Origin of the sequence: Microcoleus sp. POL10_C6, from assembly GCF_036701585.1 — a bacterium.
GTDB lineage: Bacteria > Cyanobacteriota > Cyanobacteriia > Cyanobacteriales > Microcoleaceae > Microcoleus.
In genome coordinates this window covers 40,812-54,401 of sequence record NZ_JAUBRB010000036.1, presented here as the reverse complement: position 1 = coordinate 54,401, position 13,590 = coordinate 40,812, and the positions used below count along the sequence as shown (strand labels likewise).

General features: G+C 44.6%; 16 protein-coding genes. 4 read left to right on the top strand and 12 right to left on the bottom strand.

Annotated elements, in window-relative coordinates:
• Positions 1-103: 103 nt before the first annotated feature.
• Complete coding sequence (rsmH, locus tag QUA34_RS19705) at positions 104-1,006, bottom strand: 16S rRNA (cytosine(1402)-N(4))-methyltransferase RsmH (RefSeq protein ID WP_333388971.1); 903 nt, start codon at positions 1,004-1,006, stop codon at positions 104-106.
• A 57-nt stretch (positions 1,007-1,063) separates the two neighbouring features.
• On the opposite strand from rsmH, the gene QUA34_RS19700 reads away from it, so the two are divergent.
• Positions 1,064-2,248, top strand: coding sequence for an NAD(P)H-quinone oxidoreductase subunit H (locus tag QUA34_RS19700; protein ID WP_333324118.1), 1,185 nt, complete (start codon positions 1,064-1,066; stop codon positions 2,246-2,248).
• Between the two features lie 233 nt (positions 2,249-2,481).
• Positions 2,482-3,696, top strand: a complete 1,215-nt coding sequence (locus tag QUA34_RS19695; protein WP_333388970.1) for a class I SAM-dependent methyltransferase — start codon at positions 2,482-2,484, stop codon at positions 3,694-3,696.
• Between the two features lie 11 nt (positions 3,697-3,707).
• Here the strand turns inward: QUA34_RS19695 and QUA34_RS19690 are convergent, their stop codons facing one another.
• The 8 genes from QUA34_RS19690 to QUA34_RS19655 form a co-directional block, all read right to left on the bottom strand.
• Positions 3,708-4,049, bottom strand: a complete 342-nt coding sequence (locus tag QUA34_RS19690; RefSeq protein ID WP_333234401.1) for a DUF5615 family PIN-like protein — start codon at positions 4,047-4,049, stop codon at positions 3,708-3,710.
• On the bottom strand, positions 4,046-4,270 hold the full coding sequence (locus QUA34_RS19685) for a DUF433 domain-containing protein (RefSeq protein ID WP_333137150.1): 225 nt from the start codon (positions 4,268-4,270) through the stop codon (positions 4,046-4,048). The genes QUA34_RS19690 and QUA34_RS19685 overlap by 4 nt, the downstream gene beginning before the upstream one ends.
• A gap of 117 nt (positions 4,271-4,387) precedes the next feature.
• Positions 4,388-5,035 carry a hypothetical protein gene (locus QUA34_RS19680; protein ID WP_333388969.1) on the bottom strand — a complete coding sequence of 216 codons (648 nt, stop codon included), beginning with the start codon at positions 5,033-5,035 and terminating at the stop codon, positions 4,388-4,390.
• Between the two features lie 79 nt (positions 5,036-5,114).
• Complete coding sequence (locus QUA34_RS19675; protein ID WP_333388968.1) at positions 5,115-6,248, bottom strand: DNA cytosine methyltransferase; 1,134 nt, start codon at positions 6,246-6,248, stop codon at positions 5,115-5,117.
• Positions 6,249-6,344: 96 nt separating this feature from the next.
• Positions 6,345-7,094 carry a Uma2 family endonuclease gene (locus tag QUA34_RS19670; RefSeq protein WP_333388967.1) on the bottom strand — a complete coding sequence of 250 codons (750 nt, stop codon included), beginning with the start codon at positions 7,092-7,094 and terminating at the stop codon, positions 6,345-6,347.
• A gap of 202 nt (positions 7,095-7,296) precedes the next feature.
• Positions 7,297-8,571 (bottom strand): histidine--tRNA ligase, encoded by a 1,275-nt coding sequence (gene hisS, locus QUA34_RS19665; protein ID WP_333388966.1) that lies wholly within the window; start codon positions 8,569-8,571, stop codon positions 7,297-7,299.
• 85 nt (positions 8,572-8,656) lie between these two features.
• Entirely contained in the window at positions 8,657-8,941 is a 285-nt protein-coding gene (locus QUA34_RS19660) for a hypothetical protein (protein WP_333388977.1), read from the bottom strand.
• Positions 8,942-8,975: 34 nt separating this feature from the next.
• The gene (locus tag QUA34_RS19655) at positions 8,976-9,251 is read right to left on the bottom strand and encodes a photosynthetic electron transport-dependent transcriptional regulator PedR (RefSeq protein WP_006633901.1); all 276 of its coding nucleotides are present in this window, start codon (positions 9,249-9,251) and stop codon (positions 8,976-8,978) included.
• Between the two features lie 60 nt (positions 9,252-9,311).
• Between QUA34_RS19655 and QUA34_RS19650 the strand changes: the two genes are divergently transcribed.
• Positions 9,312-9,509, top strand: a complete 198-nt coding sequence (locus QUA34_RS19650; RefSeq protein ID WP_333388965.1) for a hypothetical protein — start codon at positions 9,312-9,314, stop codon at positions 9,507-9,509.
• Between the two features lie 185 nt (positions 9,510-9,694).
• Positions 9,695-10,672, top strand: a complete 978-nt coding sequence (locus QUA34_RS19645; RefSeq protein WP_333388964.1) for a carbohydrate kinase — start codon at positions 9,695-9,697, stop codon at positions 10,670-10,672.
• 319 nt (positions 10,673-10,991) lie between these two features.
• On the opposite strand, the gene QUA34_RS19640 is transcribed toward QUA34_RS19645, so the two are convergent.
• The 3 genes from QUA34_RS19640 to QUA34_RS19630 all read right to left on the bottom strand — a co-directional run bounded on the left by QUA34_RS19640 (position 10,992) and on the right by QUA34_RS19630 (position 13,403).
• Positions 10,992-11,480, bottom strand: coding sequence for a gluconokinase (locus QUA34_RS19640; RefSeq protein WP_333388963.1), 489 nt, complete (start codon positions 11,478-11,480; stop codon positions 10,992-10,994).
• Between the two features lie 128 nt (positions 11,481-11,608).
• Positions 11,609-12,307, bottom strand: coding sequence for an aquaporin Z (gene aqpZ / locus QUA34_RS19635; RefSeq protein ID WP_333388962.1), 699 nt, complete (start codon positions 12,305-12,307; stop codon positions 11,609-11,611).
• Between the two features lie 334 nt (positions 12,308-12,641).
• Positions 12,642-13,403 (bottom strand): DNA-binding protein, encoded by a 762-nt coding sequence (locus QUA34_RS19630; protein ID WP_333388961.1) that lies wholly within the window; start codon positions 13,401-13,403, stop codon positions 12,642-12,644.
• Between the last annotated feature and the right edge of the window lie 187 nt (positions 13,404-13,590).

The following is a 13,590-nucleotide window of genomic DNA, read 5'->3' as shown; positions in this document are numbered from 1 at the left end:
GTTGGCGCTATTGCCTACATCTTTGCCGAATCGTACTTGATTGCTGCATGCAAGTCTCCTTAATCTCTGAACTTTTTGCAGCAAGCATATTACTACTGCCGAATCAAGTTATTCTTTCTGCCAGTCTGAGCTTAGCAGAACGAGAGCGGGGATTTCTAGCGACTTCTTCGGATTGTGGGACGATCGGCTTTTTTGTCAGTACCTGCAAATTGGGTGTTCCTCTGAGTTGGTGCTTGACTGGTCGGTCTTCGAGACTGTGAAATGTAATGATTCCGATTCTCCCACCTGGTTTTAACCACCTGGGCGCTTGGTTGAGGAAAGTTTCTAAAGAAGCGAGTTCGGAGTTGACAGCTATCCTTAAAGCTTGGAAAGTACGGGTGGCCGGATGGATTCTGCCGTTGCGCTGCTTGGGGGGGAAGCTGGAGGCGATCGCCCCTGCAAGTTCTGTTGTAGTTTGAAAAGGGCGCCCTTGCACAATCCGCCTTGCGATGCGCCGCGACAGTCGCTCCTCGCCGTACCTGTAAATAATATCTGCTAGTTTAACTTCTTCCCAGTGGTTGATAATCTCTTCTGCCGTCAAAGATTGCTGCTGGTTCATACGCATATCTAGTTGAGCTGGGTGGCGAAAACTAAATCCTCGTTCCGGTGTATCGAACTGAGCAGAGCTGACGCCCAAGTCTGCTATGATACCATCAAATTCAGCCTCTGCGGACTGATATTCAGCAAAGTTGCCGTGCCAAAACTCAACGGGCGAGTTGGCAAATCGGGCTTGGCAAAAACGGATGGCTTGTTCATCGCGGTCGATCGCCACCACTGTAACATCAGCCGCCGCCGCTAAAATCAAACTCGTGTGTCCGCCGCCCCCAAGCGTCGCGTCCAAATAGTGTCCGCCTGGACGCACAGCCAAACCCGCAATTAATTCTTGACCCAAAACTGGAACGTGATAGGCGTCAATACTGACATCTGATCCAGGGGTCTCCTTCTCAGAGAGCTCGATATCCTTCATAATCATAAAAGCCAAACAAAAATCAACAATAGCTAGTAATCATTAATTCATTTAATTATGTCAAGAATTGAGACTAGAACCGAACCGATGGTGCTCAACATGGGGCCGCACCACCCTTCCATGCACGGGGTACTCCGGTTAATTGTCACCCTGGACGGGGAAGATGTGGTGGACTGCGAGCCAGTTTTGGGCTATCTGCACCGGGGGATGGAAAAAATTGCCGAAAACCGCACCAACGTGATGTACGTGCCCTACGTGAGTCGCTGGGACTACGCTGCCGGGATGTTTAACGAAGCGGTGACAGTGAATGCACCGGAAAAGTTGGCAAATATTGCTGTCCCCAGACGGGCTAGTTATATTCGGGTAATTATGCTGGAGTTGAACCGGATTGCTAACCACTTGATGTGGGTAGGGCCGTTTTTGGCGGACGTGGGCGCGCAAACTCCTTTTTTCTATACTATGCGCGATCGCGAACCAATTCTCGACTTGTGGGAAGCAGCCACAGGTTATCGCATGGTGAATAATAACTATTTCCGCATTGGCGGAGTTGCCGCCGATTTGCCCTACGGTTGGGTAGATAAGTGCCAAGATTTCTGCGATTATTTCGTTCCCAAAATTGACGAATACGAACGTTTAATTACCAACAATCCAATCTTCCGCCGCCGGATTGAAGGGCTGGGTACTATTTCTCGCAACGAAGCGATTAACTGGGGACTTTCCGGCCCTATGTTGCGCGGTTCCGGCGTAAATTGGGATTTGCGGAAAGTTGACCATTACGAATGTTATGACGACTTCGACTGGGAAGTTTGTACCGAAGCTGCTGGCGATTGTTTAGCCCGGTATTTAGTACGGATTCGGGAGATGCGCGAGTCGGTTAAGATTATCTATCAAGCCTTGAAAGGACTCCCCGGCGGCCCTTACGAGAATTTGGAAGCGAAGCGCTTAGAAAGCGGGCCCAAATCGGAATGGAATGGTTTTGACTATCAGTTTATTGGCAAAAAAGTTGCCCCGACTTTTAAGATTCCCAAGGGCGAACATTATGTCCGCGTTGAAAGCGGCAAGGGTGAGTTGGGGATTTATATTATCGGGGATGATAGTGTGTTTCCTTGGCGCTGGAAGATTCGGGCTGCGGATTTTAATAATTTGCAGATTTTGCCTCACATTGTTCGCGGCGTGAAGATTGCGGATTTGGTGGCAATTTTGGGCAGTATCGACATTATTATGGGATCGGTTGACAGGTAGGTTTTGTCGGTTTTTATCTAAGAAATTAACCCGGTTTTTTTAGGGAACCGGGTTGATTTTTTTTGAACCGCAGATAAACGCGGATAGATATCGATTAATTTTGCTGTTAACGTAGCTAAAATGTACCTTATTTCTCTCTGCTCTCTTCCTCTGTGCCCTCTGCGCCCTCTGCGGTTAATAAAAAAAATCTCTTCTTCACAAATGAAATAACATCAACTTTGATTCGATAAATTATGAAAGTTCAGCAACCAGATATCAATGACAGCAACCTGGAACTCTGCAATTTAATCGGCGAAAAAATTGCCGCCAGTCCCCAGCAGCGTATTACTTTTGCTGAATATATGGATTTGGCATTATATCATCCGCAGCACGGTTATTATAATAGCGATCGACCGTCGATCGGCAAACAAGGCGATTTTATCACGTCGTCTCATTGGGGTGCTGATTTTGCGGAGGTTTTGGCAGAGCAGTTTGTGGAAATGTGGGAATTGCTCGATCGCCCTTTCAATTTCGCGATCGTAGAAATGGGCGCTGGGCGTGGAAATTGTGCCGAAAATGTGCTGCAATATCTGCAACGGCAATATCCCGATTTCTTTCAGATTTTAGAATATATCATTATTGAAGTTTCCCCTGGACTCCAAGCGGAACAGCGGCAAATTCTAGCCGATATCAAGTGTGTTAAGTGGTGCAATTGGAATGAGATAGTTAATAACTCAATTGTCGGTTGTTTCTTTTCTAATGAGTTAGTAGATGCTTTACCCGTGCATCAATTTATTCTGGAAGAAGGGCAAGTTAGGGAGATTTACGTTGCCGCCGAAACACCCAAAAATGAGCAAGAACAAATAAAATTTGTTGAGGTAGTGGGCGAAGTTTCCACGCCTAAAATTGCTGAATATTTTGATTTGGTGGGACTCGATTTGTCGGCGAGTGTTTATGGGGATGGTTATCGCAGTGAGGTGAATTTGGCGGCTTTGGACTGGATGAGTACAGTTGCTCAAAAGTTGCAGCGGGGATATTTGTTAACTATTGATTACGGTTATCCGGCGCACCGCTATTACAATCCGAGGCGCAGGGAGGGGACGCTACAGTGTTATTCTCTGCACCGATATCACAATAATCCTTATATTAATGTGGGGCGGCAGGATTTAACGGCTCATGTTAATTTTACGGCGCTGGAAAGGCAGGGTGAATTGTGCGGTTTGGATGTGGTAGGGTTTACTCAGCAGGCTTTGTTTTTGATGGGGTTGGGTTTGGGCGATCGGCTTGCTTCTCTGTCTACAAATGATGCCGAAGTATTGGATGTGACAACGTTTTTGCGGCGCCGGGAGGCTTTGCATCAATTGATCGATCCGATGGGTTTGGGGGGTTTTGGGGTTTTGGTGCAGTCGAAGGGGTTGAGGGAGGAGGAGAAGGGGAGAATTTTGAAGGGTTTGATGGTTCCTGATTAGTGATTAAAAGTTTAATTTCCACTAATCTCCACCAGTGGTTCACCTGCTTTCAATATCTCCAAAGCTTCAGCTAATGTTGCACTCAAAATCTCTCGCAACCGAGCGTTTGATGTATTGCCGCACGTCAACCAAATAATCTGTGGCGGTGAACCCAGGCGATCGACCAAATCAACAAAGTCACTATCTTTAGTCATTACGATAACTCCCTGCGCTCTCGATGCCTCAAAAATTTCAGGATCTTCGGCATCTCTCAAGCCAATCTCGCGCAAGCCTACTGCTGTGACACCAAATGTGTTTGTAATCCAGGTTGCGATCGCCGGTGACAGATGTGCATCTACCCAAATTATTGTCATGCAACCAATACCGGATGATTGAGTTTGCGCGAAGCATACAAAAGAGATGCTTTCAGATCGTCTGCTTCAAGATCGGGCATTTCTTCTAGTATTTGTTCCGCACTCAAACCAGCCACAAATAAGTCCAGTACGTCTGATACCCTAATTCTCATGCCGCGAATGCAAGGGCGACCGCCGCACTGTCTAGGATTAACCGTGATTCTTGCGAATAGCTCCGACATTAAAGTTAGCTCCTACAACGCTTAGTTATAGTATGAATGAGTGCGAGCGTAATTGTCAATAACTGGATTCCCATGATTATTAACTAATTAAGCGGTACCAATTACTTTTGTCATCACTTAAGCGCACTGACTCAGTGGCGGAAATTGCCATTTTCCAGAATATAAAGTAGATGGCAGCTTTAAAAAATAAGCAGCAGGAACCACCTCAATTAACCACCAATTAAACATATCTCGTTTGGCCACAGCAAAACCAGAAATAGCATCGCCGGTAATGGCATCATACAGAATATCTAAGATGGCATTATAGGCTGTTTTTGTATTGAGTGTTTGCAGCAAGCCATAGAAGATATTATAAGCTTCGTCAGTAGCTTGATATTTTCCAATTTTGTTGATATTAGGAAACAAGGTATCTGCCCAAGTTTCGGGAATTTCACAACCATCCTTCAGCCAACAAGATACAATTGCTTGAACTATATCAGCCTTGTGTTCTTCAGGAAAGTAATGTTTAATCGTCGGTTTAGCGGCTAATGCTATTCCATAAGCCATATAGACGTATCGCTGATGGGATATTGCATCATTAGGCCTTCCAAAGGTTGTCATTACTTCAACAAAGGCTTCTTCTACATTGGACTTTCCACCTCGTTCGTATAAATCGTCATATTTTCTGTCCCAAACCGTCTGAAGTGTTTGCTGTAATTGCTCTGGAATAGTTGAGTTGCTCGGCAATTTAAAATCGGTGTAGTGACCTAGATCAAACTTGATCATTGACTTTCCCTCATGATGTATTTTTTTTAATCATAAACAAAATACAAGCTAATCTTAAGCTTCCTATCTACCGCCCATTTCAAATTAACTGCAAACTCTGCTCGAATCCCTCGGATTCAGCCCATTTTAATCGTTGTTGAATTGACATACCCTGCAACTTTTTACTCATTTCATATAAATCAACTTGGGGATAATCTCCCTTAAATAGCGGAATCAAAGACTCAACAACAGCAGCAATTCCCTGCGGTGGCACTGCATTGCCAATCTGCCGTCGCACTTCAGTCGTAGAACCTTCAAAAACAAAATCATCGGGAAATGTTTGCAATCTTGCCCTTTCACGATTTGTCAAAGAACGCGGTTCTAAATAATGATAACCCCAAGTTCCGCCACCTCCACCAGCAATGATTGTCGATGATGGTTTATCTGGATGAATTCGCCGATAAACGTGACTGATCATGCCTTTGACATAGTATGGACTATCCTTGGGAATATCAGAAAAATTGCCTCCCGGTTTAATTCGATTTAAAATTTCAACGGTGCGGGCTTGAATTTTATGATGTTTGTTATTGTCAAGAACTGCTTCCACATTTTTGAGTGCTTCGCCCGCAGTTCGATAAGGATTTTTGCGATTTTGACCGTATTCTGGCTGAGGATGCACAAAGTTAAATCCTGTATCCATCCGAATGCCAACTAATAACACTCTTTGGCGAAATTGCGGAACTCCGTAATCAGCAAAGTTGTAGAGTTTAGGTTTAACTAAGTAGCCCGGAGCTATACTTTCAAAATCAGAAATTATTTGTTTTATTGCTTGGTAATTATTTGCACTTAATAAGCCTTTGACATTTTCTGCTACAAAAGCTTTGGGCTTTTTTTTGTTGACAAAATCTAGAAAATATGTATATAAATTGCCTCTGGTTCCTTCAAGTCCGGGACGTTTCCAAATTAGGGAGAAATCTTGACAGGGGAACCCTCCTATACATATTTCTGCTTCGGGAACTTGTGCAATGTCTATATTTTCTATGCTGTCGTTGACGATGACATCGGCGATGTTTCGGCTGAATGTTTTGCAGGCGTAGTTATTGGAGTCGATCGCCCAAACTACCTCAAATCCGGCTTGGTGGAATGGCAAATCCATGCCGCCGCAACCAGAAAATAAGGATATGAGTCGCGGTCTTTTTGTCCAGGCGATCGCCTGGAGACGTTCGATTAACATAGGAGTGTAAAGTTTGCCAAGGGCGGGCTGGATGCCCGCACCACAAGAGTGTCATCATACCAAAACCCGATCGAACTCGACTCATCAATTGATATTTCACTCTTCATCATCTAACTCGATCCCCGCTTGACGCAGTTTTTCGGCCAATTTTTCAGCGCGCAGTCGTTCGCGATCGGCTCGTTCTTCCGACCACAGCAACAACTCGCCTTCTGTATCCCACCACCTCAGCCAACAGCCTGTTCTCCCTTCGTGGGTTCCTTCCCAAATACCTAAAAATAAGTCTAATCCCGGTATCCAATAACGTCCATTTTCATCTGGTTTTTGCAACTTGTAGTGATCTGATTCTAAATCGTAAACTTCTAAATGAGCTGTTTTTGCTCGGAAGATGACGTATCTGGGGACTTTGATTACTTGCTCGTAAAAATACCACTTTCCCACCCGCGAGGTAAACTCAACGGAGTATTCTTCTCCATAGGTTTCTGAAAGAAACTCCATCACGATTTGGGGGATGGTTCCTTCTGTATGTGGTGTGTAACTGCGGCGTACTTGAGAGACATTTTTTGGATTTACGGGTTTCACGTACATCCAATCTGGCGCTTTGCAGATAATACGCTGTTCGTCGCTGGTTGAACCTGGGAAACTTATCCCGGCACACAAGGCAAAGTTGGAAACAATTAAGGCATCCTGCATTAATTCAGGAAATGCTGTTAGTGGCTGGCGCAAAGCTGCGGCTAATAATGGTTGGCTTTCGTCTTCCACGGGGTCGTCTGGTAGTTGAAAATCTTCTGGTAGTAGCGGCCAGGTGATTGTGAGTTTTGTTTCTGGGTTTTTAGTTGCTACAGACATAGTTGATCAGAGGTTAAATGTTTTAATGTTTAAATTACATCTTTTGGTTTTTGGGATTCATGTTAATGGCTTAATGACGAGGGAGGCAGAGCCTCTGGATATGCGTAACCGGGCAGAGCCTGGTAACGAGAGGATGGGAATTCAAAGTCCCCCTTCTTAAGGGGGATTTAGGGGGATCTAGACTGGGCTAAAACCGAGAGTTTTAAGGGTTTTTAATTTTCTGCTGTAGTTCGCTGGTCATTGCTAGTAGTTCTGATTGGGCGATCGCACTTTGTTCACCACTCGCCAACCACTTCAATTGTACCGTCTCGTTTTCAGCTTCCGCATCTCCCAAAACTAAACACGCAACAGCACCACTGCGATCGGCCCTTTTAAACTGTTTTCCGAAAGCACTACCGCTCAAATCTATCTCTACGCTAAACCCGGCACTTCGCAATTTTTGAGCTAACAATACCGATTGCTGTTCGGCTTTTTCGCCCCTGGATACCAAATAAAAATCCTGCTTGGGCGCGGGCAAAGGTTGCAACTTTTGCAGTAGGATAATCAACCTTTCGATACCCATTGCCCAACCGACTGCCGCCGTATCTGGGCCGCCCAATTCCTTGACTAAACCGTCGTACCTACCGCCTCCGCAAACTGTTGCTTGCGCTCCCAAATCGTCGGAGATAATTTCAAATGCGGTGTAGGTATAGTAATCTAAACCGCGCACTAATCTGGGATTTAACTGATAGCTAATTCCTAAATTTGTGAGCATTTGCTGCACTTGCTCGAAGTGCGATCGCGACTCGTCGCCCAAATATTCTAAAATGCTCGGCGCACCAGCTACAATTTCTTGAGTGCGCTGATTTTTGCTGTCCAAAATCCGCAGCGGATTGCGAGTTAAGCGGTCTTGAGAATCGGCGTCTAATTCGGATTTGTGCGGTGTAAAATAATCTATCAAAGCTTGCCGATAATTTTGTCGGTCTTCCTTATTTCCGACAGAGTTAATATCGAGGCGCAAATTTTTTAAACCGAGAGTTTGCAGGATATCGCAGGCGATCGCAATTACCTCGACATCCGCACGAGGATCGGCAGTTCCCAAAACTTCTACGCCAATTTGGTGAAATTGCCGCATCCGTCCCTGCTGAGGACGTTCGTAGCGAAACATCGGCCCCGCGTACCAAAGACGCTGCAATCCACCTTGAGCTTCTAAACTATTTTGAATAAAAGCTCGCACTACTCCGGCTGTGCCTTCTGGACGCAAAGTAATCGATCGATCGCCCTTATCCTTAAAAGTGTACATTTCTTTGCCCACAACATCGGTAGCTTCGCCGATGCCGCGTTCAAATAAAGATGTCTGTTCAAAAATTGGCGTCCGAATTTCTCGATAAGCCGCTTTTTTCAAAATTGTTCTAGCTACTTCTTCGACATTTTGCCAATATCGAATTTCATCGGGCAAAATATCCCGCGTTCCCGTTAAAGTTTTAATTGCACTCATTTTGTTAGTCAGTCTTTATTTCTTAGTCCGCGTAGGCGGACTTCGTTTGTGTAGTAGTGATTTCAATCGCCGAATCATCGAAGGGTTAACCAATAACTAATGATTCCCAGGCTCCGTAACGATCGCCATAATAAGCCAAAATGCGATCGACCCGCTCGCGACCTGCCAAATCGAACCCTTCAGGATACTGTATCCACAAACCCCCAACTTGGCTGTCGTAGTAATCAAACCGCTGCGACTGCTGCGGAATTAAACCGGTTTGCACCCCTTCAACTTGACGCAAATGGGTCGCCACTTCGCGATACACCGCCAGCGGTAATCCAGGGCTTTGAATTTGATAGCGGAGTTGTTTTTCTTGTGCCGTTTGCATCATTTCTTTGCCTGTCCCCAACCAAAATCCCTACTTAAGATACTTCTTTATCGATCGGCCGCGGTAAAGGGCAGCAGTTAATATTGTCCAAACATACCTTTCCCCACTGCAACGCCCAGCGTACAAGCGTAACTCGATTGTCAGCCCGCGTCTTGTTCAAGATATTGCTAATGTGGTTGTCAACTGTACGCTTGCTAATCTCTAACTTTTCGGCGATTTTCTCATTAGTCAATCCCGCTGCTACTAACTCTACCACTTGCAATTCTCTGTCCGACAGGGTGACAGGGGTTCCAGAGACAATCCCACTCATAAATTTTTCCTATGTCTGCATATTTACCTATCTACAATTCTAAAGGATGAGGGATCAAGTATGAAGAGAAAATTAAATTTGCTGTGCTACTTTTTCGGGCCCGAAGCACCAACTCGCTTGCAGAATCGCCAGGAGTGCAAACCCAGCGCGCACAAGGCAAGACGGGCAGCCACCACTGCTTGTGCGTCGGGTGGCGGATGCTGCCTTTACCTACCTCCATCTGACATCCGGGCCCAACCTGCAGATGTTGGCGCGTAAAACAACTAACTGATACCCCCGCACTATATTTGAGCCTTTAGGGAGTAACTGCCAATATCAGTAAGTCTGATATTATAGGAGCAGCCATAAAAAAATAGCTGGCAATTTTCCTGGGATGGGTTAAAAATCATTATTGACCTGTCTACTGCTGGTCTAAAATCTCAAATCTCAAATCTCAAATTTCTATGACTTATCCTCGCGTTCTATGTCTGGGTGAAGTTTTATTTGATTGTTTAGCAGACAAACCAGGAGTCTCTCTCGAAGAGGTAGAATCTTGGACGGCATATCCCGGCGGTGCTCCTGCTAATGTTGCCTGTGCTTTGGTTAAATTGGGGACGGCGGCGGGATTTATCGGTGCTGTAGGTGGGGATGAATTGGGGAATTCCCTAGTGCAGGTATTGCAAGAAGTAGGGGTTGATCTTGCTGGATTGCAGCGACATCCAAGTGCGCCGACGCGACAAGTTTATGTCTTGCGGAATGAAGCGGGCGATCGATCTTTTGCCGGTTTTGGCAAATTTGATACTGCGGATTTTGCCGACACCCGCCTCCTCGCTGCACAACTACCCGAAGTGCTGTTTGAAAATGCCGAATATTTAGTGCTAGGCACTTTAGAATTAGCTTATCCTGAAAGTCGAGAGGCGATCGTCCGAGCGATCGAACTAGCAGAACAGTACGACGTTAAAATTATACTTGACATCAATTGGCGTCCCGTGTTTTGGCCAAATCCAGACGAAGCAAAAGCGCGCATTAGAAAAATCTTAAAAAAAGTTGATTTTGTCAAGTTATCTGAGGAAGAAGCCGAATGGTTGTTTGACACTACCGACGCTGGAGCTATTACCTACCGTCTCGATTCTGTAGAAGGCGTTTTGGTGACAGCAGGCGAGAAAGGTTGCGCTTATTGTATCTCGGAAAATGAAGGAAAAATCCCCGCATTTACAGTAGATGTTGAGGATACAACAGGTGCAGGCGACGCATTTCTGGCTGGTTTTGTGCGACAGTTGTGCAAGCAGGGAATTAAGAATTTAGCCGATCCAAAAATAGCCCAAACAATTGTAACTTATGCCAGTGCGGTAGGTGCGATGACAGCGATGAAACCCGGGGCAATTAGATCTCAACCTACTGGGGCTGAAGTAGAAGCTTTCTTGTATTTGTACAAAAATTAGGGCCGCAAACCTATCAGCCTGGAAACGGAGAGGAGGCTAAATGTGGTTCAGAAACTCGGTTAATCAGAAAAAATAACTCTTATACTAAATCCGCCTTAAAAAACCTCAATCCGGCTGTTTGAAATCCATACTATATAGCAATCCTTGCAGGAGTCGTAAATTTTTTACCCCAGCGCAACCCTCTCCGAACCCGCTCGGGAGTAAGAAATTCACAAATGATGCGAGGATTGTTATACAAACTCTCCTTCTACCTGAGAAAAACTAAGAAATCAAGGGGTATTTAAGCCAGATTTGGTATGAGAGGTTTTATTGTGGGCAATTAACCGCACATCAGATAATTTTTAATTTGGCGCAAGATTAACTCTAACGGCTGCGAAGCATCTATGATAATTGCATCTTCAGGTTCTTCGAGACTGTCTAACTGACTTAACAGCAAATCTGCTTTCATGTAGTGATTTTCGCGAGTTTTTAACCTTGTGGCTAATAGCTGAAAAGAACATTTTAGATAAACTATCTTCATTCGCTTGTGGTCTCGGTAGAGCATTTCGCGGTAAGATGTTTTTAAAGCAGAACAAGCCAAAACCACATTTTTATTTTCTAACAGCCACCTGTCTATTGTAGCTTGCAATTGTAATAGCCAAGGAAGGCGATCCGCATCTTCTAAAGGAATGCCCCGACTCATTTTCTCGATATTAGCTGATGGGTGAAAATCGTCGGCATCGCTGAAATCCCAATTGAGAGATTGCGCCAGCAACTTGCCAACAGTAGTTTTCCCAGAACCTGAAACTCCCATCACGATCGTAATCATGGCACCTATTTACCGAATACTTGCAATTTTATCAAGTTGTGCGATCGACAAACCGGGTTTCTTAAGTTGCCGGATGAATTCTCCCACCCTAAAAAATTCAATAAACCCGGTTTCTTTTTGATTTTCGCTCAAATTTCTTCCAGAGTGGGTTTAATGAAATTATAAGCCAAAACGCCGATAATTCCACCTATCACTGGGAATACAATAAACGCCCATAACTGTTGGATTGCCCATCCGCCTTGAAAAAGTGCCACACCGATACTTCTAGCTGGGTTAACCGAAGTATTGGTTACGGGAATTCCGACTAAGTGAATCAACACCAGCATCAAGCCGATCGGAATTCCGCCCAAACCTACGGGATAATTGGGATGGGTAGTACCCATGATTGTAAATAACAGAAAAGCAGTCAGTACAATTTCCGTCAAAGCTGCTGCCAAAAGCCCGTAACCAGTGGGAGAATGTTCTCCAAAACCGTTAGATGCAAATCCCGAAGCAGCCGCATCAAAACCGGGTTTTCCTGATGCTATCATGTACAAAACAAGACCGCCTAAAATTCCCCCTACAATCTGACCTCCTATATAATAAGGAAGCAAAACAGCATCGATCAGTTTGGCAACTACTAAACCGATGCTTACCGCCGGATTAATGTGGCATCCAGAGATAGGGCCGATGGTATAAACCATGATTAAGAGGGATAGACCAAAAGCGATCGATACTCCCAAAAAGCCGATTTTGTCTCCAGCTAAAACCGCACTGCCGCATCCACCTAATACCAACACAAAAGTACCAAAAGCTTCAGCAACCCCAATCTTTATTTTTTTGTTCATACTCATAATTATCTGAAGTTTGTGATGGTTCAATTTCACATCAATATGAGTTCTAAGTATAAAAAATAGAACTCGAATTTGTTTCACTCAGCGCAACAATACTAATCCAAATCATTAGCAATGTGTAGCTCTAATTTTCAGAAATTGTATGGGTTTAACTGAGAATGCGAAATTTGGAATCGATAAATTAGCTCAAACATACTCTATTATGTAAAAAAAGTCAAGAGATAGCTAATTATTCGTCTAAATTGTGCAATTTTATGTATTCAATTCACAACAATTAACTTGACTTCTTCCCTAATTCTGCGATCGTAATTTTACTTATTGTTGCTGATTATCCGATCGCACTTGCAGCTAAAACATCACTGCTAACCGGCTGGTACATCGGGCCTTGGAAGGGGCGGAAGCCTTGCTGGCAATCGGCAGTCATCTTGCACAGCAAGCGGAAATTTAGCGGCGTTGGGGGTTGATTGAGATGATCGACTTCTACGCGAACCAATTCTCGATGCTGCGAAATAATTTCAAAAATATCATCCACCAGATAGCGCTGACAATAGCCGACAATCCAGTGATCTTTAGTACACAGAAGCAGACGGGAAGCGCGCGGATTTTGAAATTCGTGGGCTAAATACAAAAGTTCGCCCACTTGAAGCCGATTAATCCGTTCAATTGCCGACTTTGAAAGGTATCGCAGTCCATCTGCAAAAAAATGGATAAAGTAACGTCCATTTTCATCTCGTTCGGGACAAGGGAACACCTCAAATTTATCAGTTGCCCGTTTGCCTCCGCTGCGCGCCAATAAAGCAATTGGGTCATGTTCGTGTTCAGGGATATTCAACCACTGTACAAATTCCTGGTAGTCAGGGCGCGATCGCGCCATCACTCGATTAGAAAACAACGAAAACAGTTTCTGTGAAGTGTAAACATTATTGAAATCCGGGAAAGATGGCAAAGGCAGAAACCCGCACTTAAGTTTCGCCTCTAAAACACCATTTGTATAATTGAACTGGTATTCTTTACCGTTAAATGTCAATCGACCAATCGGAAACCAAGAACCGCTGCGCGGGCTTTGCCAAGCTAAAAATAGTGTTTTCAAAGTAAATCTCCTGTCAATTCAAGTAGGGTGCACAGTGCGTACTGCACAAACACAACTCACCTACGTGGCTTAAAAAATGTTTACCCGATCGACCCTTGACACTTTACTCTCAAAATGAGAGTATAAGTATACAAACAGGACTTATACCAAATCCGAGTTTACCACCCCTGTTATAAATATTCCGTCA